At 36.7% G+C, this 24,099-nt stretch carries 22 protein-coding genes and 1 pseudogene; 13 read left to right on the plus strand and 10 right to left on the minus strand.

Features of this window, described 5'->3' with window-relative positions; all coding sequences use genetic code 11:
• Positions 1-263: 263 nt before the first annotated feature.
• Positions 264-1,766 (plus strand): malate dehydrogenase (quinone), encoded by a 1,503-nt coding sequence (gene mqo / locus PYW36_RS02255; RefSeq protein WP_103159520.1) that lies wholly within the window; start codon positions 264-266, stop codon positions 1,764-1,766.
• Positions 1,767-1,862: 96 nt separating this feature from the next.
• Here mqo and PYW36_RS02260 read toward each other — a convergent pair whose 3' ends face one another.
• Together PYW36_RS02260 and PYW36_RS02265 are read right to left on the minus strand one after the other, a co-directional pair.
• Positions 1,863-3,236, minus strand: coding sequence for a sensor histidine kinase (locus PYW36_RS02260; RefSeq protein ID WP_103159519.1), 1,374 nt, complete (start codon positions 3,234-3,236; stop codon positions 1,863-1,865).
• Positions 3,229-3,906 (minus strand): response regulator transcription factor, encoded by a 678-nt coding sequence (locus PYW36_RS02265; RefSeq protein WP_103159518.1) that lies wholly within the window; start codon positions 3,904-3,906, stop codon positions 3,229-3,231. The genes PYW36_RS02260 and PYW36_RS02265 overlap by 8 nt, the downstream gene beginning before the upstream one ends.
• A gap of 191 nt (positions 3,907-4,097) precedes the next feature.
• Here PYW36_RS02265 and PYW36_RS02270 point away from each other — a divergent pair, with 191 nt between their 5' ends.
• Together PYW36_RS02270 and PYW36_RS02275 are read left to right on the plus strand one after the other, a co-directional pair.
• Entirely contained in the window at positions 4,098-5,159 is a 1,062-nt protein-coding gene (locus PYW36_RS02270) for an ABC transporter permease (RefSeq protein WP_103159517.1), read from the plus strand.
• A complete protein-coding gene (locus tag PYW36_RS02275) occupies positions 5,159-5,833 on the plus strand; it encodes an ABC transporter ATP-binding protein (protein WP_037575014.1) in 675 nt (224 codons plus the stop codon). The genes PYW36_RS02270 and PYW36_RS02275 overlap by 1 nt, the downstream gene beginning before the upstream one ends.
• A 54-nt stretch (positions 5,834-5,887) precedes the next feature.
• Here the strand turns inward: PYW36_RS02275 and PYW36_RS02280 are convergent, their stop codons facing one another.
• Positions 5,888-7,420, minus strand: a complete 1,533-nt coding sequence (locus tag PYW36_RS02280; RefSeq protein ID WP_103159516.1) for an AbgT family transporter — start codon at positions 7,418-7,420, stop codon at positions 5,888-5,890.
• Positions 7,421-7,495: 75 nt separating this feature from the next.
• A complete protein-coding gene (locus PYW36_RS02285) occupies positions 7,496-8,197 on the minus strand; it encodes a YdcF family protein (protein WP_169301478.1) in 702 nt (233 codons plus the stop codon).
• 474 nt (positions 8,198-8,671) lie between these two features.
• On the opposite strand from PYW36_RS02285, the gene tcaR reads away from it, so the two are divergent.
• The 3 genes from tcaR to PYW36_RS02300 all read left to right on the plus strand — a co-directional run bounded on the left by tcaR (position 8,672) and on the right by PYW36_RS02300 (position 11,524).
• Positions 8,672-9,130: a MarR family transcriptional regulator TcaR gene (tcaR, locus tag PYW36_RS02290; protein ID WP_037575010.1), complete on the plus strand. Its 459-nt coding sequence runs from the start codon at positions 8,672-8,674 to the stop codon at positions 9,128-9,130.
• 115 nt (positions 9,131-9,245) lie between these two features.
• Positions 9,246-10,640 carry a membrane-associated protein TcaA gene (tcaA, locus tag PYW36_RS02295; protein WP_103159515.1) on the plus strand — a complete coding sequence of 465 codons (1,395 nt, stop codon included), beginning with the start codon at positions 9,246-9,248 and terminating at the stop codon, positions 10,638-10,640.
• A gap of 335 nt (positions 10,641-10,975) precedes the next feature.
• Complete coding sequence (locus tag PYW36_RS02300) at positions 10,976-11,524, plus strand: TetR/AcrR family transcriptional regulator (protein ID WP_103158955.1); 549 nt, start codon at positions 10,976-10,978, stop codon at positions 11,522-11,524.
• 649 nt (positions 11,525-12,173) lie between these two features.
• Here the strand turns inward: PYW36_RS02300 and PYW36_RS02305 are convergent.
• Complete coding sequence (locus tag PYW36_RS02305) at positions 12,174-12,797, minus strand: hypothetical protein (RefSeq protein ID WP_037575004.1); 624 nt, start codon at positions 12,795-12,797, stop codon at positions 12,174-12,176.
• 114 nt (positions 12,798-12,911) lie between these two features.
• On the opposite strand from PYW36_RS02305, the gene PYW36_RS02310 reads away from it, so the two are divergent.
• Complete coding sequence (locus PYW36_RS02310; protein WP_103158956.1) at positions 12,912-13,241, plus strand: thioredoxin family protein; 330 nt, start codon at positions 12,912-12,914, stop codon at positions 13,239-13,241.
• 53 nt (positions 13,242-13,294) lie between these two features.
• Entirely contained in the window at positions 13,295-14,200 is a 906-nt protein-coding gene (locus PYW36_RS02315) for an alpha/beta hydrolase fold domain-containing protein (protein ID WP_037575000.1), read from the plus strand.
• A 318-nt stretch (positions 14,201-14,518) separates the two neighbouring features.
• Here PYW36_RS02315 and PYW36_RS02320 read toward each other — a convergent pair.
• Positions 14,519-14,617 (minus strand): annotated as a pseudogene (locus tag PYW36_RS02320) (hypothetical protein); the annotation flags it as partial.
• On the opposite strand from PYW36_RS02320, the gene PYW36_RS02325 reads away from it, so the two are divergent.
• Complete coding sequence (locus tag PYW36_RS02325; protein ID WP_229717311.1) at positions 14,571-15,557, plus strand: PTS sugar transporter subunit IIC; 987 nt, start codon at positions 14,571-14,573, stop codon at positions 15,555-15,557. The pseudogene PYW36_RS02320 and the gene PYW36_RS02325 overlap by 47 nt on opposite strands.
• Positions 15,558-15,594: 37 nt before the next feature.
• Here PYW36_RS02325 and PYW36_RS02330 read toward each other — a convergent pair whose 3' ends face one another.
• Positions 15,595-16,071 (minus strand): thioesterase family protein, encoded by a 477-nt coding sequence (locus tag PYW36_RS02330; RefSeq protein WP_103158957.1) that lies wholly within the window; start codon positions 16,069-16,071, stop codon positions 15,595-15,597.
• 126 nt (positions 16,072-16,197) lie between these two features.
• Here PYW36_RS02330 and fni point away from each other — a divergent pair, with 126 nt between their 5' ends.
• Positions 16,198-17,232 carry a type 2 isopentenyl-diphosphate Delta-isomerase gene (fni, locus tag PYW36_RS02335; RefSeq protein ID WP_103158958.1) on the plus strand — a complete coding sequence of 345 codons (1,035 nt, stop codon included), beginning with the start codon at positions 16,198-16,200 and terminating at the stop codon, positions 17,230-17,232.
• A gap of 136 nt (positions 17,233-17,368) precedes the next feature.
• Positions 17,369-18,571 (plus strand): GTP-binding protein, encoded by a 1,203-nt coding sequence (locus PYW36_RS02340; protein ID WP_037574994.1) that lies wholly within the window; start codon positions 17,369-17,371, stop codon positions 18,569-18,571.
• A gap of 122 nt (positions 18,572-18,693) precedes the next feature.
• Here PYW36_RS02340 and gltS read toward each other — a convergent pair whose 3' ends face one another.
• Together gltS and PYW36_RS02350 are read right to left on the minus strand one after the other, a co-directional pair.
• Positions 18,694-19,905, minus strand: a complete 1,212-nt coding sequence (gltS, locus tag PYW36_RS02345; RefSeq protein ID WP_037574992.1) for a sodium/glutamate symporter — start codon at positions 19,903-19,905, stop codon at positions 18,694-18,696.
• Positions 19,906-20,058: 153 nt separating this feature from the next.
• Positions 20,059-20,883, minus strand: a complete 825-nt coding sequence (locus PYW36_RS02350) for an AraC family transcriptional regulator (RefSeq protein ID WP_103158959.1) — start codon at positions 20,881-20,883, stop codon at positions 20,059-20,061.
• A 134-nt stretch (positions 20,884-21,017) separates the two neighbouring features.
• On the opposite strand from PYW36_RS02350, the gene PYW36_RS02355 reads away from it, so the two are divergent.
• Both PYW36_RS02355 and PYW36_RS02360 read left to right on the plus strand, forming a co-directional pair.
• Positions 21,018-21,839, plus strand: a complete 822-nt coding sequence (locus PYW36_RS02355; RefSeq protein WP_103158960.1) for a hypothetical protein — start codon at positions 21,018-21,020, stop codon at positions 21,837-21,839.
• A 163-nt stretch (positions 21,840-22,002) separates the two neighbouring features.
• Positions 22,003-23,325 (plus strand): Na+/H+ antiporter NhaC family protein, encoded by a 1,323-nt coding sequence (locus PYW36_RS02360; protein WP_037574985.1) that lies wholly within the window; start codon positions 22,003-22,005, stop codon positions 23,323-23,325.
• A 73-nt stretch (positions 23,326-23,398) separates the two neighbouring features.
• On the opposite strand, the gene PYW36_RS02365 is transcribed toward PYW36_RS02360, so the two are convergent.
• Complete coding sequence (locus PYW36_RS02365; protein ID WP_037574983.1) at positions 23,399-24,007, minus strand: DNA-3-methyladenine glycosylase; 609 nt, start codon at positions 24,005-24,007, stop codon at positions 23,399-23,401.
• Positions 24,008-24,099: the final 92 nt, after the last annotated feature.

Raw genomic sequence — 24,099 nt, forward strand, 5'->3', positions numbered from 1 at the left:
TTGAGGGATATATAAAGATAAGCTTGCCTTTTTAATTTACCAGAATAGGTATATAATAAAGTTAATGCATGATAAAATAAAAAGACAATAGGGGCATTCGTTTTGTCCATATAGGGATCACTTTGTGAAAGCGAGCAAGCACACAAATGCGCCTTTTAAGCTGAAAACGCGTTTTATATAGCGATTCACAAGGTTTGAACCATAAGGGGACAAATGATGACTAAGATTCAAAACATGATGATAAAAAGGGGGACTGGATTGTTGTGGAAAATTTACATAACAAGACAGATGTAGTACTTATCGGCGGAGGCATTATGAGTGCTACATTAGGTGTATTATTCAAAGAATTACAACCAGAATGGGACATCAATGTATTTGAAAGATTAGACAGTTGTGGTAAAGAAAGTTCAAATGTATGGAATAATGCAGGGACAGGACACTCTGCTTTATGTGAGTTGAACTACACAAATGAAATGCCAGACGGCACGATGGATATCAAAAAGGCAATTAAGGTCAATGAACAGTTTCAAATTTCTAAACAATTTTGGTCTTACCTTGTTAAAGAAAATAAATTGAAAGATCCACGTGCTTTTATCCGTCCAGTACCACATATGAGTTTCGTCACAGGGGATAAAAATGTTGCGTTTTTAGACGCTCGCGTCAAAGCATTAAAGGAAAATGTCCTGTTTAGTGGTATGGAAATCACTAAAGACAGAGACACCTTACAACAATGGGTGCCATTAATGATGGAAGGTCGCTCAGATGAGGAGCCAGTCGCTGCAACACGTGATGAATCAGGGACGGATGTAAACTTCGGCGCATTAACAACTCAATTAATGCAACAACTGAAAAATAAGGGCGGATCTTTATATTATGAGCACGAAGTTCAAACATTAAAACAAAATAAAGATGGCTCATGGCGCATCAAAATTAAAGATTTAAAAGAAGATAAAACCTTCACTGTAGAATCCCGTTTTGTTTTTATTGGCGCTGGGGGTGCAAGCTTACCATTATTACAAAAAACACATCTTCCAGAGTCTAAACATATCGGTGGCTTCCCAGTAAGTGGCTTATTCCTTGTTTGCAAAAATCAGTCGATAGTGAACCAACATAAAGCAAAAGTATATGGCAAAGCTAAAGTCGGCGCACCGCCAATGTCTGTGCCACATTTAGATACAAGATACATTGATGGTGAGCGCGCCCTCTTGTTTGGACCTTTCGCTGGTTTTTCACCAAAATTTTTAAAGACTGGATCTTATTTCGATTTAATCAAGTCAGTAAAACCAAACAATTTAGGCACGATGTTTGCAGCAGGTGCTAAAGAAATGGGCTTGACTAAGTATCTTATTCAACAATTGATGTTAAGTCACTCAGAACGTATCGAAGAATTGCGTGAGTTTGTTCCTGAAGCAAAAGAAGAAGACTGGGAAGTTGTTGTGGCGGGTCAACGTGTTCAAGTGATTAAAGATACAAAAGATAAAGGTAAAGGGACATTACAATTTGGAACTGAAGTCATTACATCTGAAGATGGCACGCTTGCGGCATTACTTGGGGCTTCTCCAGGTGCATCAACAGCTGTTGCAGTCATGCTAGATATTCTGCAACGTGCATTTAAAGAAGAGTTCAAGCAATGGGAACCTAAAATTAAGGAAATGGTGCCATCATTTGGAAAAGAGTTAACAAATGAAGTAGAACTTTTCAAATCTTTAAATCATGAAATTTCTCAACAACTTAAATTAAATGAAAAAGGTAGTTTATTAAGTTAAACCTCCCATAAATAATACGAAAGCGTGATTTACGGCACGCGCAATGAGAAAGCCATCCAAATTTATCAGAACATAAATTTGGATGGCTATTTTATATTATTTTAACAAAGGAAGTGTTAATGTGAACGTCGTGCCTTCTGATGGACGACTTTGAACAGTGACCGTTCCATGATGGTGCTTCATAATATCTTGGGTAATGGCCAATCCTAAACCATTACTATCTGTGTGCGCTGAAGATTTATAAAAACGTTCAAAAATATGAGCTTGTGTTTCTTCAGTTATTCCTGGTCCATCGTCGGTGATGGTAATGACGGCTTGATTAAATGTATCTTTGAATAAATTAATTTCGATAGTTCCTTCCTCTTCTGTATACTTAATGGCATTGCGCACAATGTTTTCAATGGCCTGAATAATTAATCGTTCATTACCTCTTAAGTGGACAGGCATTAGATCATGCATTAAAACGATATTTTTGTAATCTAGCATGTATGAGGCATGTTGGATAATATCTAAAATGACGGTTTTAAGGTTGATGTCATCGTCAAATGTCAAATGCGCATCGTTATCTAATTCGGATAATAAGAGTAACTGACGCGTGAGTTGACTGAGACGATGCGTTTCGTCATAAATTTGTTTGATATATTGCGCACGTTGCGTTTTAGACGATACAGATTGAAGCTGACCGAGCAAATGATGAATATGTGTTAAAGGTGTTTTAATTTCATGTGAGACATTTTGCACAAAATGTTGGCGCATATCATCAAGCTGTTTTAAAGAAAGGCGCATGGAATCAAAATGACTTTGTAGAACGCCAATTTCATCTTGACGTGTTTTGGCGATAGGGGTTTTAAAATCCCCATCCATCATACGTTGCGTCGCAAATTTGAGTTGTTTGACGGGTTTTACGATGAAGTAGGTAGACCAAACGACAAGACTCATTGAAAATAAAATAAGCAATAGTAACAACACAAATAAGAAGATACGAAACTCTCCTAAAGCATGGCCCACATCTTGACGCATAAACACAGCATACGTTTTATTTTTAGTATGAAACGAGGTGCCCACCGTATTACGCGTTTCATTATCAAAAAAACCGGTAATGACAGGGTTAAAAGGACGCTCTTTAATCCCATGATAATCTTGGCCTATTAACACTTGGTCTACGGCCCTAGCATCTAAATTGTCCTTACGAAACGGCTGACCGTAAAATCGGCTTTGATGATGGGTATCATAAACTTTTAATTGATAGTTGAGTTGACCTAAAAGCTGAAAATATGCATCTAACTCTTTTTCATTAGAAGCGCGATCATAATCATGTGCATGTTGGAGTGTCCTCATTAACTTTGCATCATTTTTTTCTTTTAACTCAAAATGATAATAAATGTTACTAAGTAAAAAACTGGCTATAGCGCTAATGATCATTACCGTAATCGTGTATAGTGCAACGCGTGAGTATAAGGATTTAAGCATCGGCATTCACCTTATACCCGAGGCCACGCACGGTTTCGATATGTACGTTCGCGCCTAATTTTTTTAAGCGTGTGCGTAGACGTTTGACATGTACATCGACGGTACGCGTATCCCCTTCATAATCAAATCCCCAAATTTTTTCAATTAACGTTTCTCTTTCAAACACTTGGCGTGGATAAGATACAAGTAAACTTAATAACGCAAACTCTTTATTCGGGAGGATCATCCCTCTATTATTCACTTTGACTTCAAGTTGTTTTTGATCAATTTCAAGATTGCCTAAACGTAAATAGACATGCGTTTGAATTTGATAACGACGCAAAACAGCTTTTATTCTGAATAAAAGTTCTGCCACTTCAAAAGGTTTGGTGACATAGTCATCAGTACCTGCTAAAAAAGCACGCTCTTTATCGGTTAGAGCGTCACGCGCAGTAAGCATAATGACAGGATAATTATAGTCATATTTCAATATTTTACATAATTCGAACCCATCCATATGGTCCATCATGATATCAACAATGGCAATGTCTATGTCATGATGCATCACATAGGCTTCCGCTGCCTCACCACTCGGTTGAGTAACGGCGTGATAACCTTCTTTTTCAATATGCGATGCGACATATTCTAGAATTTCAGGGTCGTCATCGACAATAAGGCAAGTGACTGACATCGGTTGCTCATCCTTTCCAGTCGTTTTTTATTCATCTTACCATATTCGAAGGTCATCGTTGAAAGCGCGCGAGTAATTGCTTAGATTTTGCTCGTGATAGGGTCGCTTTAAATTTATTTTTACCAGTTCATATTGAGTTCATACTTTCTTTCTATACTGTGATTACGATATTAAAGAGAGGGAGTTATGTTATGAAAATCGCACTGAATGAGCTTAAATTTTATAAATTCAAGTATTTACTCATTACCTTTATCGTGATATTACTCGCGAGTATGGTATTGTTTATCTCCGGTTTAGCGAAAGGATTAGGACGTGAAAACATTTCATTGATTAATCAATTTAAATCAGAACAATTTGTGATTCAAAAAGACGCGGATCAACAAATTCAACGTTCAAATATCAATCCTCAACAACAACAAGAAATTGAAAAAATAGTGAAGTCTGAGCCACTTAAAGCGAGCATGTCGACAGCAGAATATAAAAATACCAATAGTGATCTGTTATTTGCCTCGATGCAAAAAAGTGAAACACCTGCTTTAAAAACAGGTCATTTACCAAAAAACGAGAATGAAGTTGCATTAAATAGCAAATTAGAAGGTGAAGGTCTTCAAGTCGGAGATAAAATTAATATAAAAGGGAAAGAGGAATCACTCAAAATTACTGGATTTTTCGATCATGCGATGTATGCGCATACGGATTTGGCAGTTGTAACAGATGCAGGTTTAAATCGAGTGACGGGGGATAAGTCGCCAACTTCGATGTACTTTTTAAATCATGTGAGTCATGCGGACCAACAAAAATTGAAAGACATCCAAGGAATCAGTGTAGTCAACAAAGAAGCGCTAACTGATGGCATTCCAAGTTATCAAGCAGAACAAGCCCCACTGAACATGATGATTGTCAGTCTATTTGTAATCACAGCGATAGTTTTAACGGCCTTTTTCTATGTGATGACGATTCAAAAAACATCCGAAATTGGTATTTTAAAAGCGATAGGGATTAAAACAGGTCACTTATTAAGTGCACTTTTAATCCAAATATTATTTGTCACATTACTTGGTGTGGTCATTGCTTTAGCATTAATTGCGACATTATCCGCCTTAATGCCTGTGACTATGCCATTTCACCTAACACCACAATTGATGGGATTAATGGTCGTTGTATTTATTATCGTGGCCATCGTTGGTGCATTGCTATCACTCGTACGTGTACTTAAAATAGATCCGATTGAAGCGATTGGAGGCGGAAACTAATGAGTTTAAAAGTGAAACATCTTACAAAAAGTTTTGGCAAAGGTGAGGCACAAACACAAGTTTTAAAGGGCATTGACTTTGAAGTACAGCCTGGAGAATTTATCATTTTGAATGGCGCGTCTGGTTCGGGAAAATCGACGTTGTTAAGTATTATTGGCGGATTATTGTCACCTTCAGAAGGACAAGTGATTTTAAATGGTGAAGACATGAGTCAATTATCATCTAAAGCCTTAACGGCGAAACGTTTAAAAAACATTGGCTTTATTTTTCAATCTTCACATTTATTACCTTATTTAAAAGTGAAAGATCAACTCGTCTTAGTTGGAAAAGAAGCGGGGTTGGCAAAAAAAGAAGCAGAAGAACGGGCCAAACAATTGTTAGAAGATATTGGGTTAAGTCATCGTCTTATTTCCTATCCACATATGCTTTCAGGAGGGGAAAAACAGAGAGTGGCGATTATGCGTGCTTGGATGAATGAACCGCAATTGTTACTCGCGGATGAACCGACGGCAAGTTTAGATGCTAAACGTGCTACAGAAGTGGTTGAAATGATTAAAAATCAAGTGAAAACAAAAGGAACGATTGGAATTATGGTAACACATGATGAACGTTTATTTGAGTATGCGGATCGTATGTTGTATTTAGATGAGGGAAATATCGTTTCAAAATCATAGTGAAAAAGACCCATAGGCGTAACAAGAGATACGTTTTGCCTATGGGTCCTTCTTTTATTTGTGTATAGGACCCCCTGGGCCGACAGGTAAGCCTAGAAAATACCAAATGAGTAAGAAAGCCGTCCAAAAAATGGATAAGAATATTGTGTAAGGCATGAGACTAGAAATAAGTGAACCTAGTTTCATATTTTTATCGTACTTTTGCGCATAGGTGAGCAATAAAGGTAAATAGGGCATCATAGGTGTGATGGGATTCGTTACTGAATCTCCTACGCGATAAATCATTTGTGTAAATGCGGGATGAAACCCTAATAAAAGTAGCATCGGTACAAAAATGGGTCCGAGTAATGCCCATTTGGCAGAGGCGCTACCGATTATTAAGTTAATCAGACCACTTAAAATGAGTAGGCCTAAGATTAATACGACACCATTTTGATTTTGTAAACTTTCAGCGCCCTTCACCGCAATAAAGATTCCTAAATTACTCCACGTTAAAAATGCTAATAACTGTGCTGCAAAAAAGACAATCACGATGAAGTTACCCATTGAAGCCATTGAATCTGTAAGCATTTGTCCAATATCTTTTGAGCTTTTAATGGTACCTGATTTAAAACCATACACGAGGCCAGGAATGACAAAGACAAGAATAAGGATAATACCAATCCCATTCATTAACGGCGCATCTTCAATCAGACTCCCGGTTTTAGCATTACGTAACCAACTATGTTCAGGTAATGCTAAAAGTGCTATTGCTACCAAAGTAAGGATGAAACTGATGTTGGCCCAACGTACCGCCTTGGCCTCCTTAGGCGTGATAGTGGTGTTTTCAAATGATTCCGTATCATCGATTTGTGAAGCGTCATACGGCCCTAAATGTGGGATAACAATCTTTTTCGTTACATACCACAAAATAGGAAGAAGAAAAAAAGTACTCGCTGCAATGAAATACCAGTTCATTGCAACATTCATTTTAATATTTTTATCGATTAAATGTGCAGCCGGTTCTGTAAAAGCATAAACAAGTGCATCTTGCATGCCAATGAATATATTCGCTGCAAAGCCCCCTAAGGTTGCCGCATATGCCAGTGCTAAACCTGCCACAGGATGATAGCCGAGTTTCATAAAAATCATAGCGACTAAAGGGGGTAAAACGATAGGCGCTGCATCGCCCGCGACATTTCCAATCATTCCTACAAATATAATCACCGGTAAAATAATTTTTTCAGGGGCAATGGAAACGACGTGAATCATTAGTTTATCGAAATAGCCACTTTTTTCAGCCACCCCAATCCCTAACATGACCGCTAAAACGATGCCGAGGGCAGGGAAGGTTGAAAAGTTTTTGACCGCATCATTTAAAAACATCACAAAGCCGTCATGACTTAAAATATTTTTGACTGAAATTGTTTCTTTCGTACCTGGATGAACCACGCGGGTATCAAATTGAGAAACAATCGCCGTCACGATAGCTAAAATAACACACAAACTAAAAAACAATATGATAGGGTCTGGTAGTTTGTTGCCAGTTTTCTCGACAATGTTTAAAAATCGCGTCATCAAAGATTTCTTTTGAACAGTGTTACTCATTACATCCCCTCCATTTTGATGGATTGGGTAGAGTATAACAAAAATCAATGACAGTGAACATATATTTTCGGAAAATTAAGACAAAATATACAAGAGCCGAATCAATACTACTAGACTACCGAAGCTCCACCATAATAAGGCATATTTAAACAATAAACCGCAATAATCTCTTATTAAAGAACGCGCACGAAAAACAATAGGTGAACTTGCGCCATACCCAACAAGTGAGAGGCCTTGTTGTTGACCGATTTTCAACGCACGTAAGATATGAAATTCACTCGTCACACAGACGCCTTTTTGATAAGGAAAAAACGGCTTTGAATAGGCCATGTTTTCGACCGTATTAGTCGATTGATCCTCCATAAGGATTTGTTTTTTGGGAACGCCTTGTGCCAACAAGTAACGTTGCATCGCTAGAGCTTCTGAAATGGGTTCATCAGGCCCTTGCCCGCCAGAAACGATAAATATAGGAGAGGATTTTGACTGATTAGCCAGCGATAAAGCTGTATCAAGACGGGATTTTAACATCGGTGTCACTTGCTCAGTAAAAATGCCTGCGCCTAAAATAATAAATCTATTGGATGGCACTTGTGGAGGGCGCTGTGCAATGAGAAATGTAAACCACAAGTAAAAAGGCCAAGTTAAGACAAAACAAAGTGCCAATGCCCCTAGAAGATAGAAAGGGAGTGACCATCCTCCAGGCATGAGTGACGCTAGGAAATGCGTACCAACGCATAGACTTAAAATCGCTAGCGTGTATCCATTGATTTTTTTCATAAATTTGATACCGCTTGAAGAGGTAATGTTATCGCGCATTTTCCAAATAAAGAAAAGATAGAGACAGAAAGAGAAAACATATTGACTCCACGGGTGAATATGTGTAAATTGTTGAAATGCGATTAAAAACATATGCAGTACAAGAATAATAGAAAAAAATTCGATACGGAAATTCAAGTTTTGTTTTACATTAATAATAAAAAACAAACTTAAGAGGATAGATGTTATAATAAACGAGACTAAAATCATTATTTTGAACCCTTGACCTTTCAATTCGTAATGATAAAAATTTTTGTGGTGCGTTTTAAGACGATAAGGATGAACTCAAATGATAGGAAATATACGTTTGTCAAACTGATACGAATATTATCATGATGTCTTGTATCGTCATTATACATGCTTATCAGTAGATACTAAACATATGCAAGACCTTCATATTAAAATATACTATGGAAATTAGACGAGGTGGAACGAATGACCAAAGAAATGGCGAAACATGTTGGATTTATGGGAGAATTTATGACTAATTTAAATGCCCTCACCGCAGCGCTATTAAAAGATTTGCGGAATAAATATGGAATATCCAATGAACAATCGAGTGTATTACTGATGCTTTCTCATGATAAGGCACTGACGTTGACTGAGATTACGTTACGTCAAGGAGTGAATAAAGCAGCAGTGAGCCGACGAGTGAAAAAATTGGTAGAATTACAACTTGTAAAATGGGTTCACTTAGAACACTCTTATGACAAGCGTTTAAAGTATATTTCCTTAACAGAGGCTGGTGTTCAATATGTGAGAGAATCACGACGCATTATTTCGGATTTAGCTTCAGAAATGCTTTTTGATATTCCACTCGACCAAATTGAACAAACATATGACGTCTTAGCACAAATTGATGAGCGTGTAAAATCTCATCTTAGAAAAATGTAATCAAACGACAAATGTCAAAGCGTATGAGGTCGGTCTTTCGCATGAGGTTAAATTGAATGATTTCATGTAAAATAGACATTCTAATATTTTTAAAGCGAGGAGGTGGCCACATATAATGGAACAATGTCCGCATTGTCATTGCAACCGACTAGGTGACGACATGAGATGTAAACAGTGTCAATGTCAAGTTTCATTTTCAAAAAGTACATCGAAACCGTCTGTATCAAAGCTTAAAACAAGAGAAGAAGCCGAACAGAAAGAGAAGCAACTCAAGTTGAAGCGCATCATTCCGCTCGGCATAGTTGGTTTTATTTTGATTCTTCTTGTCATATTATTTTTATTATTAAGAAACTACAATTCTCCTGAAGCACAAGCAAACTTATTGACTAATGCGATTGATAATGATGATGCCTCTCGTGTTGGGAGCCTTTTAAGTTCAAAATCGAATAAAGTAGGTAGAAAAGAAGCGGCTACTTATATTCAATTTATTAAAAAAGAAATAGGGATGACGCAATTTGACAAAGAAGTTCATCAAACTATTCAACATTTAGATCAAAATAGCACTGTGGCCCAATATATTAAAACAAAAGATCAAATTGACGTCTTACGTATCAGTAAAAATGGACGACGTTATTTTATTTTTGATAATTTAGGGTTTCAAGCACCGACAAAACAAGCAGAATTAAAAGCCAATTTAGATGCCACTTATCGTTTTGAGTCCGATGGTCGGGAGAAAAAAGTTGTTGCCAAAAAAGGTCAAACTGTCTCACTCGGTCATTACATACCCGGAGAATACAGTTTATCTGCCAAAAAAGAAGCGAAGAGAGGCACTTTCGAAGGGCAATTACGCTTTAGCTCTAAATCAAGTCATAATGAAACAATGCCAGTGACGGAAGATTTTGATGCGGCACAAGTTGATGTGAACTTAAAAAATGCGAGCGGATTAGACGAGAAAAAAACTATAATCATAAATGGAGAACGTCTTCCTTACACAAGTGCACAAGGTTTTGGCCCGTTTCCAGTGAATCAAGACTTAACGGTTCAAGTGGAAGGAGAAAGCCATGGAAAAACGTTTAAAACGGAAGAAAAAACCATTAAGAAAAATGATTTAAAAACCGTTAATGCGGTTACGTTATCCTTTGATAAAGATGAAATTGAATCCCATAACAAAGAACAAGAAGATACGATTGTGAATAAAATTAATGATTTTTTTAAATCATACACGAGTTCACTTAATGACGCTGTAGATGATCACACAGTAAAACCCGTATCAAGTTATGTTTTGAAAGAGAGTCAATATTATGATGTATTGAATGACAGCGTAAAAGAACGCCGTTTATCCTCTTTGAAATCGTCTAATGTGGAGAATGTGAGTCGTCAAGGTGATTTTTATTCTGTGATCGTAAATAATGAAAATACGAACGGACAAGTGCAACAAGGTCATTATTTATTAAAGGGAAATGCAGACGGTGAAGATTTAAAAATTGTTAACTATGAACCGTATCGTTAATTTAAAATGAGAAATATTTTATATAGAAGAGCCCTTGATGTGAAGAACATTAAGGGTTTTTTTATGATTGAAGTGTAATAAATGCGTATGATAATCGCTAAAATGGGAATAATAATCATGCATATCTTTAGAAATATACTAGTGAATCAGTTAATATAGGAGAAGTTAGTTTTTTTAATAGTTGATTAAAACACAATTTTTCTACACATTAGATTGATTGTTGAATTATGTATGAAGTTATTAAGAGAAAAAATAATGAATGGCATTATTAATTATAGTAGGAAATTCATAATCAAAATTAATATATTTTCAAAGGGGGAAATGGGTTGGTTAGGATGCCAAAACAAGACTTACGAGTGAAAAAAACAATTGCCAAATTGACAGAAGTACTTATCATGTTATTACAAAAGCAACGATTTTCTAAAATTACCATTAATCAAATTTGTATGGAAGCAAGTGTACATAGAACGACCTTTTATAAGCATTTCAAAGATAAAAATGAACTGTTGATGCATGTGCTTGATGCAACGACTAAACCTTATTTTAATAATGATGTAAATAAACGTATGTTGGAGCCTTTTTCGTGTTTGGAACAAACATTAAATGTTGTGATGCGAGACATATTAAAACGACAAGAAGATGATCCCGTCTTTTACAAATTGCTCGTTCAATTTTTTACCCAGTCTATCAATACAGACGTGCAAGTTTATATTAAAAAGTTACCTAAAGACCAACGTTTCCCATATGAAGTGTTTGGATACGTGCAAACGGCTATTATTTCCTCACTTAATCAATGGCGTATCGATACAAATACGGAATTTGACGCTACGATGCTAGACCATATTTATCAAACATTAATGCGCTATCGTCTTTCTAAGTTATAGTACATACAGCATGAAATTTAATATTTCGACAAACTGTCTTCAACTTTGACGTTGTAGGCAGTTTTTTAGGTTCTATAATAAATCGGACTGATGTATAAATAACTTCATTTATTTGATTGTTCCATAAAGTCTCGCTTTTCTAGGCGCCTCACCTCAACTAATTTTAATATTGAGATAATCTCAATATTAAAATGGATTTTCGGTTTCGGCTAGATGCCTCAGAAGTCTCGGCTTAGGAACTAATCAAATATGCTATATATTCACAAGCGTTATAAAATCTATTTTACGACTCAGTTTTACTGATTTAAAGAGTATTAAAATAACCAACAACGTTCAAGAATTTATACTCTTACAACAAAAAAGGAGTTTACTCCTTGATTTAATGTGACCAGTCCAATTTGACAGAGAACCTTTTTTTAATGAAGATGAGAAGGAGCGTATGCATAAAAACTTAATACAACGTTTTAGTTCATTAAAGGATAGCGTTGAATCATAGCTATAAATAGAAAGCCATCAAAATTTACGTTTAGATAAATTTTGATGGCTATTATAATACCATTTAAGAAAGTATATAAGATTCAGACAAGTTTTATTACATAAATTAATGAACAAATAAATGCAATAGTTTAGGTCTTATTTCACCTTAACGTTATTTCATTTTAGGACGTCGATTTCTAAAGAATAAACTTATAAAATAGAGTGCAGTGGCAATGCCAGAAAAAATAATCGCATTATGAAGTCCATTCGCTTCAACAAGTAATGTGGAAGGATCGATATGGCCTAAATATTGCTCAACTTTCGTCGCCATTTCTTTTGCAGCTTCACGGACAATATATAAAATAGCTACCGGAATCAACGTGGCACAAACAGCGATAATGAAGTTAAGTATTTTGATTAACGTTCGATTAAAGACGAGTGTTAAAATAGCTAAAACAACATTTAGAAATACAAGGATAAAAAAGACATGTATCATTGTAAGTAATATATTTAAACTATTTTCAAGATCACTCGTATCAATATACGATTGTTGGGTTAAATTTTGAATCACTTCTTTAAATTGATGATAATTCACAGTTTGGTCTAAAAAGTTAAGTTGAAATAGCGTATTGTAAAACATGTGATAAGCTGAAATGACTGAGAGTGCCAAAGCAATCAGCGTTAAAATGAAACTCACCCAAGAGCGACGCTTCTTAGCATAGAGATGGTTTCGATGAAGAGGTTGATCATTGAATTGTTGATCAAAATCTTCACTGCGTGGTTGTGAAGATTTCATAAATGACTCCTTTCAGTTTCGATGTTTAATCTTTCGTACAAAATACAACCCATATTATAGTATATTCATATCTAAAATCATAGTTTAACTTTATCTTTAGGAGATGGAAAATTTATGAAATACGAATTAAAATCTGTCGCAGAATTAGAAAATTGGCTTGAGGAACATCCATTAGCTGTCGCCCACATTTATAGAGAGACTTGTAGCGTTTGCCATGCGGTCTTACCTCAACTCGAGGCTTTAATTGACCATTATCCAGGTGTAGATATCGGAATGATAAGTGCGGATACAGTTCCTGAAATTGCCGGGGCTTTCTCGATTTTTACTGTGCCAGTTGATTTGATTTTTTATGAATCTCATGAAGTGCATCGTCAAGGACGGTTTATTCGATTTGATGAGTTTGAAAAACAACTTTCTCGAATTTATGAAAGCATTCATAGTTAAAACGTATTATAATGAAAATAACACAACTATTACTGCAAAAGTGAGGGATCCAATTGAAACGTTACGTCATGAGTAACTTGATGGGACGCTATTTATCTCATCAAAGACATATTAAGTTTAAATCACAAGCTGAAATCGATGCATTTTTAGAAAAGAGAGAAGCATTAAATAAAGAAAAACATAAACAACCGGATCAAATTAATATAAAGTCCAATCTCGTCAAAGACATGTTCGATGATATGCAAGTCTTTCGTTTCAATTTTGGTCATCATATAAAAAATAAAATTTTATATATTTATGGAGGGACATTTGTGCTTCAGCCTTCTGTCTTTCATTGGCGCTTTATGGATAAATTAGCTTACGAGACGTTACATGAAGTAGTGCTTCCTATTTATCCGAAAGCTCCTGAATATACTTATAGAGACACTCATGAAGCGATTGAACAGGCCTATCGCCGTTTATTAAAAGAAACGGAACCTTCAAATATTGTCATTATGGGAGACAGTTCGGGTGCAAATATGGCACTCAGTTTTGTTCAAAAACATTTGAAGGAACAAGAATTACCTTTACCAGGTCAAGTTTATCTTATTTCTCCGTGGTTAGATTTATCACTTTCTAATCCGGACATTACAGAACAAGTCCAGAAGAAAGACCCACTGCACAATGTTTCAAGTTTACAAGCCATTGCTAAAGTTTGGGCGGATGATTTAGAGATTAAACATCCACGTGTGTCTCCGCTCTACGGGCCAGTGAGAGGCTTGCCACCTGTTTATATGTTTGGGGGAACCATTGAACTATTTTATCCAGATATGTTGAAATTAGAGTCCTATTTTCAAGCAGAACAGCAACCCATCCATTTTTATCAATATAAAGATATGGTGACAGCATTTCCGTTATATCCAATCGTCGAATCTAGAAAAGTACTCAAACAAATCCGAAAAACAATCCAACATCCCTAATGGCAATGGGAAGTGTTGAGCTAAGGTTCAAACGTCCCACTTATTCCTATCGCAACAATTAAAATAGAATGACGAACATTTTTTATTATAATATATCTCAATACATGATTGTTCCGTGCAATCATGTATTTTTTTTAGTAGAATAAGAATTGTAATTCATGTGACCCTTTTATGTGTGAGTGAAGTGATACTATTGAACAATGATTATTGATTCCGGAGTTAATATTAAGATAACGGAACGTTTTCATTGGTTATGAGCATATTCTGGGGCACTTACCCGACTATGTTATGCATAGGGATGGGATATTTTGGAAAGGGGATTGTTATGGATTTATTGATAGGAACATTGTTTTTAGTTCTTGTACTTGTTATTTTTACATTATTTACATATCGCGCGCCTAGTGGCATGAGAGCTATGGGGGCATTAGCGAATGCGGCTATTGCGTCATTTTTAGTCGAAGCTTTTAATAAATATGTGGGGGGCCAAGTGTTTGGCATAAAATTTTTAGAGCAACTTGGAGATGCTGCTGGAGGCCTAGGTGGGGTTGCCGCAGCTGGATTGACTGCACTGGCAATTGGTGTTTCCCCAGTTTATGCGCTTGTTATTGCAGCTGCATGTGGGGGCATGGATTTACTTCCAGGCTTTTTTGCCGGATACATTATCGGTTATTTAATGAAGTATACAGAAAAATACGTCCCAGATGGCCTTGATCTTTTAGGTGCAGTTATTGTGATTGCACCGCTCGCAAGACTTATTGCGATGGGATTAACCCCAGTTGTTGATAATACGCTTGTAAAAATTGGAGATATCATTAAAAGTTCAATGGATATCAATCCAATCATAATGGGTATTATTTTGGGAGGAATTATTACGGTTGTCGGCACGGCGCCCCTTAGTTCGATGGCACTGACTGCTTTATTAGGATTAACAGGCGTTCCTATGGCTGTCGGGGCAATGGCCGCGTTTAGTTCCGCGTTTATGAACGGGACTTTATTCCACCGATTAAAATTAGGAGATCGTAAATCAACAATCTCTGTGAGTATCGAACCGTTATCACAAGCGGATATTGTCTCGGCCAATCCGATACCTGTCTATATTACAAACTTCTTAGGTGGGGCCACTGCTGGACTGGTAATCGCTATGAGTGGCATGATTAATGATGCGACAGGAACAGCAACACCGATTGCAGGATTTTTAGTCATGTTTGGATTTAATCATTGGATGACGGTGTTGATTTATGGAGTTGCAATGGCGATTATAGGTGCTGTTTGGGGCTTTATCGGATCGATCATTTTCAAAAATTACCCGATTGTGACAAAACAAGATATGATAAATCGTGGCGCGACAGATGCATAAATAAAACAAACCCAAGCAAATTTTGCTTGGGTTCGTTTTATTTTTTAGGGATGCCAATGGTGTGGCCTAATTGTTCAGGAAAAGTGATATCTCCTTGTGAAGCTTGATATGTTTGAATATGGGCATAAACATCATCCGGAAAAGGCGCAGGTTTTCTAGTATTTCGATCCATTCCCATCATCATTGTTTCTGCTGTAGCACAAACTTCTTGTGTTGTGGCATTATATAAAGTTTGGAAAAAGTGCGTTCGTTTTTCATCCATATCATAAATAGCAATTTCAACTTTAAATGGTGTGTCTTTTTTTAATTCTTTAATATACGTAATATGATTTTCAAGTGTGAAAACAGTATAATTTCTAGCATCTCGTTCGCTGTTTGTTAATCCGACTTGATCATGAAAATGATCGATGGATAAACTAAAGACGTGTGCATATTCAGCATCGTTCATATGGCCGTTACGATCGATCCATGCCTCATGGACGTGATCTTTATAAAAAATTGGATATTTTATCATTACAGTTCCCCCTTGGATATGCATGGAATACTTTTATCATAACCTATTATTCTCGTTTTATGCATTTCTTAGTGCGTTAAATATGATATAGTTGAAGTATCAATGAAATGATGGAGGAGATATGGGGTGTCCAATCAAAGAGAAGTAAGGAAAAATGAACATGTGAAGCTCGCGTTGGCACAAAATACTTCAAATATTTCGGATTTCGACCGTGTTCATTTTGTCCATCATGCGATTCCAAATATCGACATGAATGACGTGGATTTAAGTGCGAACTTTCCAGATTTTAACTTGTCCAAAGCATTGTTCATCAATGCCATGACGGGTGGTTCTGAATGGACGATGGAAATCAATCAAAAGCTCGCCCATGTTGCAAAAGCAGTCGGCATCCCCATGGCAGTAGGGAGTATGCATGCGGCATTGAACAATGAAGCGGTAGCACATTCCTTTAAAATCGTGAGACAAGCGAATCCAGAAGGTATTGTATGGGCCAATGTGAGTGCAGATATCACTTTGGAGGACGCAAAACGGGCCATTCAAATGATAGAGGCCAATGCACTACAAATTCATGTCAATGCACCTCAAGAATTAGTCATGCCTGAAGGAAGTCATAACTTTAAACATTGGTTACAGTCAATCGAAGCAATTGTTAACGGTGTTGACGTACCTGTGATTGTTAAAGAAGTCGGATTTGGAATGAGTTATGAGACAATTATGCAGCTCATTCAATGTGGCGTCACATACGTAGACGTAAGTGGCAAAGGCGGTACAAATTTTGCCTCTATTGAAAATGAACGGCGCTTAAATAAAGATATGTCCTACATGCAAGATTGGGGCCAATCCACAGTCATTTCGCTTTTAGAAGCTCGAAATTTAAATAATCGCATTTATATTTTAGCTAGTGGAGGTATACGTAACCCTCTTGATGCGATTAAGGCGTTACGTTTAGGAGCCGAAAGTATCGGCATGTCACGAAATATATTGCAAATTGTTCAAGAAGAAGGCGTCGATGCCGGCATCGATTATTTAAATGCCTTTCATGAACAAATGAAAAAAATAATGACATTGCTAAGTGTGAAAGACATCAATGAATTGCGTCAATCTTCAATTGTAATAGATGATTATCTTAAATCCTGGATGCAACAACGCCAGTTGTATTAAAAGAAGACAATATGCGACAAAGCCTTTTTACTTTGTTGTGTATTGTCTTTTTTATTTAGAGTCTTGCATTGTGAGATAATGTGGCGTATACTTTTAAATCGTAATAATTACGATTTAAAAAGTGGAGGGTCTAGGTATGAATAAAATTCCAGTAACTGTCTTAAGTGGTTATCTTGGATCAGGGAAAACAACGTTATTAAATCATATATTGAATCAACGTGAAGGACGTCGCATTGCGGTTATTGTCAATGATATGAGTGAAGTTAATATTGATAAAGATTTGGTTGCTGAAGGTGGGGGCCTGTCACGCACAGATGAAAAATTAGTGGAACTTTCGAATGGCTGCATTTGTTGTACATTGCGTGAAGACTTATTAAAAGAGGTAGAGCGTATCGTTAAAAAAGGGGGCATTGATCATATTGTCATTGAATCGACAGGAATTTCTGAGCCAGTGCCTGTTGCCCAAACATTTTCTTATGTTGATGAAGCGTTAGGGATCGATTTAACCGAAATTTGCCAATTAGATACGATGGTGACAGTGGTCGATGCCAATCGATTCATTAATGACTATCAATCCGGAGATATGTTGTTAGATCGTGATCAAGCTGTTGGAGAAGAAGATGAAAGAACGGTTGCTGATTTATTGATTGATCAAATTGAATTTTGTGATGTGCTCATTTTAAATAAAGTTGACCTCGTGTCTGAAGAAGATGCGAACCGTTTAGAGGCGATGTTACGCAAATTGCAACCTTCAGCAGAAATCATTCGCACTGTAAATTCTGAAGTTTCATTAGATAAAGTGCTAGATACTGGAAAATTTGACTTTGAAAAAGCCAGTCAATCTGCGGGTTGGTTACAAGAATTAGAAGCAGGTGGACATGAGACACATACACCAGAAACAGAAGAATACGGCATTTCTTCATTCGTATACAAACGTCGTTTACCGTTTCACGCTGAACGTTTCAACCACTGGTTAGAAAATATGCCAGAAACGGTAGTCCGTGCAAAAGGGATTGCATGGCTCGCGCAGTATAATCAAGTAGCTTGTTTAGTATCACAAGCAGGAACAGCTGTTGACATTCATCCGGTAACTTTTTGGGTGGCAGCCATGCCTAAAGCTGAACGCGCAGCAATTCTACAAGAACGTGAAGATGTTCGTGCGGATTGGGATCCAGAGTATGGAGACCGACATACGCAACTTGTAGTGATTGGCATTGATTTAGATAAAGAAAAAATTGAACAAGAATTAGATGCGTGTCTTTTAAATCGTCAAGAAATTGATGCGGATTGGTCTCAGTTGAATAGTCCTTACGGCTGGGAAATTGTAAGACAATCATAAATTAGAAGTGACTTCAAACTGTCCTCAAAGTTCAACTTTGTGGGCAGTTTTTTGTATTTTTGCCACTTTAGCTAGAGGGGAAGTAAATGAAAAAAAGAATCTGGCGTGTAGCCAGACTCTTTTTATGGTTTAAAAATGTTAATAAATGTCGTAATAATAGGAACCCCTAATAAGTCTACTAAAAAGGCACCTACGATAGGAACGACAAGGTAGGCTCTTGGTGAGTTCCCAAATTTTTTCGTAATAGCGTCTAAGTTTGCCATCGCATTAGGTGTTGCACCTAATCCATGACCGATAAACCCACCAATCATAACAGCCGCATCGTAGTCTTTACCGAGTAAGCGGAAGACAACAAAAATTGAGAATAACGCGACAAAAATGATTTGGCAAATTACAATTGCTACAAGTGGTAATGCGAGCTCATAGATTTCAGTAATGTTAATACTCATAAGTGCAATAGATAAGAATATGCCTAAAGAAACATCGCCAATATGGTTTGTGAATTTTAAATCGATTAAGTTGAGATTACCATATTCTGAAATGTTACGGATAATTACGGCGATAAACATTGAAACCACATAAAGTGGGATACTAAAGCCTGTCATATTTGTAAATAAATCCCCTAAGTAGGTTCCAACGGCCATACAAAATAATAAAATCGCAATTTGAATGAAAAATATTTCTGAAAAATTAAAACGTTTATGTAAATGTGTATTTTTTTCGATTTCTGAGTAATCTTTTTGTTCAGCAACAGATTGCTTTGGAGCGAGGTCATGCTTTTTAATGAGATAACGCACTACGGGTCCACCGATAAGGCCGCCAGCCACTAATCCTAATGTTGCTGCAGCAAGTGCTGCTGTGACAGCAGATTCAATGCCATAAGACTGAATCGTTTGGCCGTATGCAGCGGCATTACCGTGTCCACCTTCCATTGACATGGCACCTGCAGTTAAGCCAAGCAATGGGTCAATACCTAAGACTTTAGATAGTGAGACACCAATGACGTTTTGCATTGTTGCAAGGACACCACAAAGAATCCAATAAACAATTAAGACTTTTCCACCAAGTTTCAAGAGTTTGAATGAAGCGCCTAGTCCAATCGTTGTGAAAAAGGCCAACATAAAAAAGTCTTGGAAAAACTTTCCATTTAATTTAATAGTTAAAATACCTGTGCTAGATAAAATCGCTGTTAAGATTGCAAATATTAAACCACCAATTACCGGGGACGGGATACTCAAACGGCTAAATATAGCGACCCTGTTGACAATGGCGTTCCCGATTAATAATAGAAACACTGCCAAACACAAGGTTGATATTTCATTTAATTCAATCATGCTGGGTGATCCTCCTCGTATAAATAATGAGAGCGCTTTAAAACGCTCACGTCATTATATTATACTATACCTCACCTGAAAATCTATATTAAATTCGTGTTAAATACATTAATATATTTTTACGTGTAAAATATCTATTATGCTAAATATAAATTATTTATACTTTTTGCGGTAAGTAGAGGGAGGCATATCAAAGTGTTTACGAAAAGCTTTTGAAAATAATAGCGCATCATTATAACCGACGGCGTGGGCCACTTCTTGTATCGACTTTGAAGACGTCATTAACATTTGAGAGGCGTGGTACAAACGCAAATAGATTAAATATTGTTGAGGAGACTGATCCATCCATTTGATAAAGAGTTTATAAAGATAACTACGACTCACTTTTGCATGGAGTGCCACATCATCAATCGAAATAGGCTTCATATAGTGACTATTCATATAATTCACGGCAGCTTGTACATTCGAATAGATTTCGATTTGATCACTTTCAAATGATTGCGGGCATAATTGTGTCAGCAAATATAATAAGCGATAGAGATCACTCATGTGCTGAATATCATCTGAATTTGCAGTTTCATAGGTAATGGCACGGGTGCAAATTTGATAGATAATTTTAGATATATCTGATGTATCTTGATTAACTACGACAGGATGGTGCTTCAGTGTCGTGCGTGCTAAAAAATCGAGGGCCAGATGTCCACTAAATCCAACCCAGTGATATGTCCAAGGATCATCCGTAGATGCTTCATAGTGGACTTGCATGCCTTCTTGTAATAAGAATAAATCTCCAGCTTTAAGCGCGTAATTTTGATTTTGGTAAGTAAATGTACCTGTGCCTGACATAATAATATGTAGTACGGCAGGTTTAACGACGCGATATGAGTAACTGACATTCGGGATGCCGACTTCGATGCCGCATTCATCAATATTTGCTTCAAAATGATTTTTTTTAAATAACTTCCATAATAATTGCATGAGAATGACACCTCATTGATTTAATGGAAACATTTTACCATATTTTGGGACGATGATTATATATTCGGAGTGAAAAAGGTGTGCTAAATTATGAAAGTACAAAAATAAGTAATGTTATTATTTGGAGGATTATTATGTATATAGAAAAAAAGACCATTGAACAGTATAGAGATAAAAATCGTTTAACATCTCCTAGACACATTACACCTTATATGAATCAAAACGAATATTTCAATACTTTTTGCGAAGAAGAAGCCGCTTCAGTAATTACAATCGAGAATCAATGGACGATAGAACAGCATCAATCATTTATAGTCACAAAATCATCACAAGATGTGTTATCGCGTTGTTATACATTGCAATCTCACTTTCACGTGAATGATTACAATCGAGTTAATGACTACCACCTCATCATCAATGAAATCAAACTTCCGACTATCATATTTATTGATGAGCAAATGGTGACTTATATTGAGCCTGAAGACACTTATCATCGTATAAATGTAACGCCATTTGTTCAAGAAGGCCATAATCACTTAAAAATGATCTGTTTTCCAGCAGCTCATTGGTATAAACAAGCTCAAATCCATGATTTTTATGAATCTATGCATATCGTCGCACGTGGCTATGATCGTATTGAAGATTTTGATATTTTTTGCCAATTTTATCCGACGTTAGGCGTCATGCAGCCGACACTCCATATCAAAGATATTGAAGGTGCACCTCAAATTACCTATCAATTGTTAGACCAATTTGGGGACATCTTGCAAAAAGGTGACATCGATATTGATACGCCGAATTGTTTAGATATGGACACGATTTCAATTGAAGAAACACATATTCATCATTTAACTTTAATGCTTGAAACACAAGATGAAGTCATCATGCATGATATCCAATTGCACTTTCTACAACCTTTAGCACATCAAGCAATGACGAAGGTGATTTCATGCTAAAGAGAGAAACAATAGCAGTGTCTAACTAAGTGTACATTTATTATTTTGAAAAAATGGGTTATTAAATAAGATATTTTATGTTCTATATCTTAGAACTCTTGTCAAATTTAAAGAAGCGTGTATAATTCATATCATAAAACTATGATTTGAGGAGAAATGACCCATGTCAAATGAATTAAGAAGTCAGAAACATTATGGGGCTTTAGCGTTATTGCCTTTAGTAGTGTTTCTTGTTATTTATGTGGGCGTTGGTTTATATTTTACTGCTATTGGAGCAAAAGATGCTTTTGATAAATTACCACGTCACGTCGCTATTTTTATAGCAATTGCAATTGCATGGCTTGCGTATGATCGACGTACCCCTTTGCATAAAAAGGTTAAAATATTCACAGAAAATGCGGGTTCCTCTGGAATTGCAGAACTTGGTCTTATTTTACTTCTTGCAGGTGCGTTTGCAAGTGCAGCGAGTGCTTCTGGGGGTCAAGATGCGTTAGTGAATATGGGCTTATCTATTATTCCTCCTAGTCTACTCATACCTGGAATATTTGCGATGAGTGCCTTTGTCGCTACTGCAATGGGAACTTCCACAGGAACACAAGCAGCCTTTCTACCGATTGGTGTTGCGGTTGCACAATCTGCAGACTTGAATGTGGCGGCTGCGGCTGCGGCTGTGATTGCAGGGGCTTATTTTGGAGACAATTTATCCATCATTTCAGATACAACGATTGCCGCAACTACAGGCGTAGGGGCTAACATGAAAGATAAATTTAGAGCGAACTTCCTTATTGCACTTCCAGCAGCGATTATCACATTTATTATTTACGCGATCGTTGGGGGAACTGGAAAAGTTAAAGGGGATTTATCTTATAATATTATCGATGTGATCCCTTACTTGTTTGTCCTTATAGCCGCTATTGCAGGAATGAATGTGATGCTTGTCCTTCTTTCAGGGATTGTGATGACAGGTATCTTAGGGATGATTCAAGGTAAAATTCAATTTTTTGAATGGACGTCTAAGGTCGGAGAAGGTATGGAATCGACCTTCAGTATCTTTTTAGTCGCATTTTTAATTTCTGGACTTGTTGCGCTCATCCGATACTATGGGGGTATCGATTGGATTGTTGAAACGATGAAAAAACAAGCCCGCGGACGTAAAAGTGCTGAATATTCAATGGGGATTTTATCTGGTGTATTATCAGCCGCGTTAGTCAATAACGTTGTTGCCATTTTAATTGCAGCACCTATTGCTAAAGAAATTGGTGAAACGGCGCGCATTGCACCGAAACGAATGGCCAGTATCCTTGATATCTTTGCCGCATGTGCTTTGATGGTTTTACCACATGACAGTGGGATGTTAATGGCAGAACAATTTGGCCACGTCTCTTATATAGAAGTTTTACAATTTTCATTTTATCCCGTGATTTTGATTTTATGTACAGTGATATCTATTCATTTGGGAATGTTTAAAACAAAAAAAGCATCATAAATAGGCATATATTTTAAATAAATGAGCGCTCAAAATTCAATTTGTTAATGAATTTTGAGCGCTTTTTAGTGCATTATTTCCAAGTGGCCTTCGGTTCGACACAGTCCCGTTTTCGCATATGAGAGACAAAGGGATTGCCTTTAACGGTATATCTTAATGGCGCCTCAGTCCATGTACCTTTGTTAGGAATACCGATACGCGGACTTTCCAAAATTTCCCTCGGATATTTACGCTGTCGTGTATCAATTTTGAGACGACCTTCATTAAGACGTGAGCCATCAATAGATCTCGGGATATTTAAGGCAGTGGTCCATTTTCCAGGACCATTTGTGATTTCGAAACCTGTTTTCCCACGATTTTTCTTCATGATGTCAATGCCGTCTTCCGGTTCTATCGCACGAATTAAGACGCCTTCAGGAGTACCTTCAGCTTGAGTGACAAAATTAATAAGCAAGTAACGGTGCATCATATGACCATAAATCGTGCCTCCTAATTGATATAAGGAGTTGACTTTTGGCGTGCGTTTACCTTGAAAGCCGTGGGCAGCACGGTCTTTAATACCTAAATAAGCTTCAGTTTCAACGATATATCCACTAAAAGTTGTTTGAGTATCTTCGTAAATCAGTTTAACGCCAAGTAAATCTTTCGCAATTTCTTCGGTCGTGCGTTGTATAAAATCCATCAAACTGGCCTCCAAAATATATTTACCTTTAGTGTATCGAAAAAAGAGATTGTCCTTCAAGAATGAAGGTGCTTTTACAAAATCATTAAAAT

Source organism: Staphylococcus chromogenes (assembly GCF_029024625.1).
GTDB lineage: Bacteria > Bacillota > Bacilli > Staphylococcales > Staphylococcaceae > Staphylococcus > Staphylococcus chromogenes.

Coding starts and splice junctions, on each gene's coding strand:
- PYW36_RS02260 (WP_103159519.1), bottom strand. CDS start 3,236: ATGCTTAAATCCTTATACTCACGCGTTGCACTATACACGATTACGGTA.
- PYW36_RS02265 (WP_103159518.1), bottom strand. CDS start 3,906: ATGTCAGTCACTTGCCTTATTGTCGATGACGACCCTGAAATTCTAGAA.
- PYW36_RS02270 (WP_103159517.1), top strand. CDS start 4,098: ATGAAAATCGCACTGAATGAGCTTAAATTTTATAAATTCAAGTATTTA.
- PYW36_RS02275 (WP_037575014.1), top strand. CDS start 5,159: ATGAGTTTAAAAGTGAAACATCTTACAAAAAGTTTTGGCAAAGGTGAG.
- PYW36_RS02280 (WP_103159516.1), bottom strand. CDS start 7,420: ATGAGTAACACTGTTCAAAAGAAATCTTTGATGACGCGATTTTTAAAC.
- PYW36_RS02285 (WP_169301478.1), bottom strand. CDS start 8,197: ATGAAAAAAATCAATGGATACACGCTAGCGATTTTAAGTCTATGCGTT.
- tcaR (WP_037575010.1), top strand. CDS start 8,672: ATGACCAAAGAAATGGCGAAACATGTTGGATTTATGGGAGAATTTATG.
- tcaA (WP_103159515.1), top strand. CDS start 9,246: ATGGAACAATGTCCGCATTGTCATTGCAACCGACTAGGTGACGACATG.
- PYW36_RS02300 (WP_103158955.1), top strand. CDS start 10,976: ATGCCAAAACAAGACTTACGAGTGAAAAAAACAATTGCCAAATTGACA.
- PYW36_RS02305 (WP_037575004.1), bottom strand. CDS start 12,797: ATGAAATCTTCACAACCACGCAGTGAAGATTTTGATCAACAATTCAAT.
- PYW36_RS02310 (WP_103158956.1), top strand. CDS start 12,912: ATGAAATACGAATTAAAATCTGTCGCAGAATTAGAAAATTGGCTTGAG.
- PYW36_RS02330 (WP_103158957.1), bottom strand. CDS start 16,071: ATGATAAAATATCCAATTTTTTATAAAGATCACGTCCATGAGGCATGG.
- PYW36_RS02340 (WP_037574994.1), top strand. CDS start 17,369: ATGAATAAAATTCCAGTAACTGTCTTAAGTGGTTATCTTGGATCAGGG.
- gltS (WP_037574992.1), bottom strand. CDS start 19,905: ATGATTGAATTAAATGAAATATCAACCTTGTGTTTGGCAGTGTTTCTA.
- PYW36_RS02350 (WP_103158959.1), bottom strand. CDS start 20,883: ATGCAATTATTATGGAAGTTATTTAAAAAAAATCATTTTGAAGCAAAT.
- PYW36_RS02355 (WP_103158960.1), top strand. CDS start 21,018: ATGTATATAGAAAAAAAGACCATTGAACAGTATAGAGATAAAAATCGT.
- PYW36_RS02360 (WP_037574985.1), top strand. CDS start 22,003: ATGTCAAATGAATTAAGAAGTCAGAAACATTATGGGGCTTTAGCGTTA.
- PYW36_RS02365 (WP_037574983.1), bottom strand. CDS start 24,007: ATGGATTTTATACAACGCACGACCGAAGAAATTGCGAAAGATTTACTT.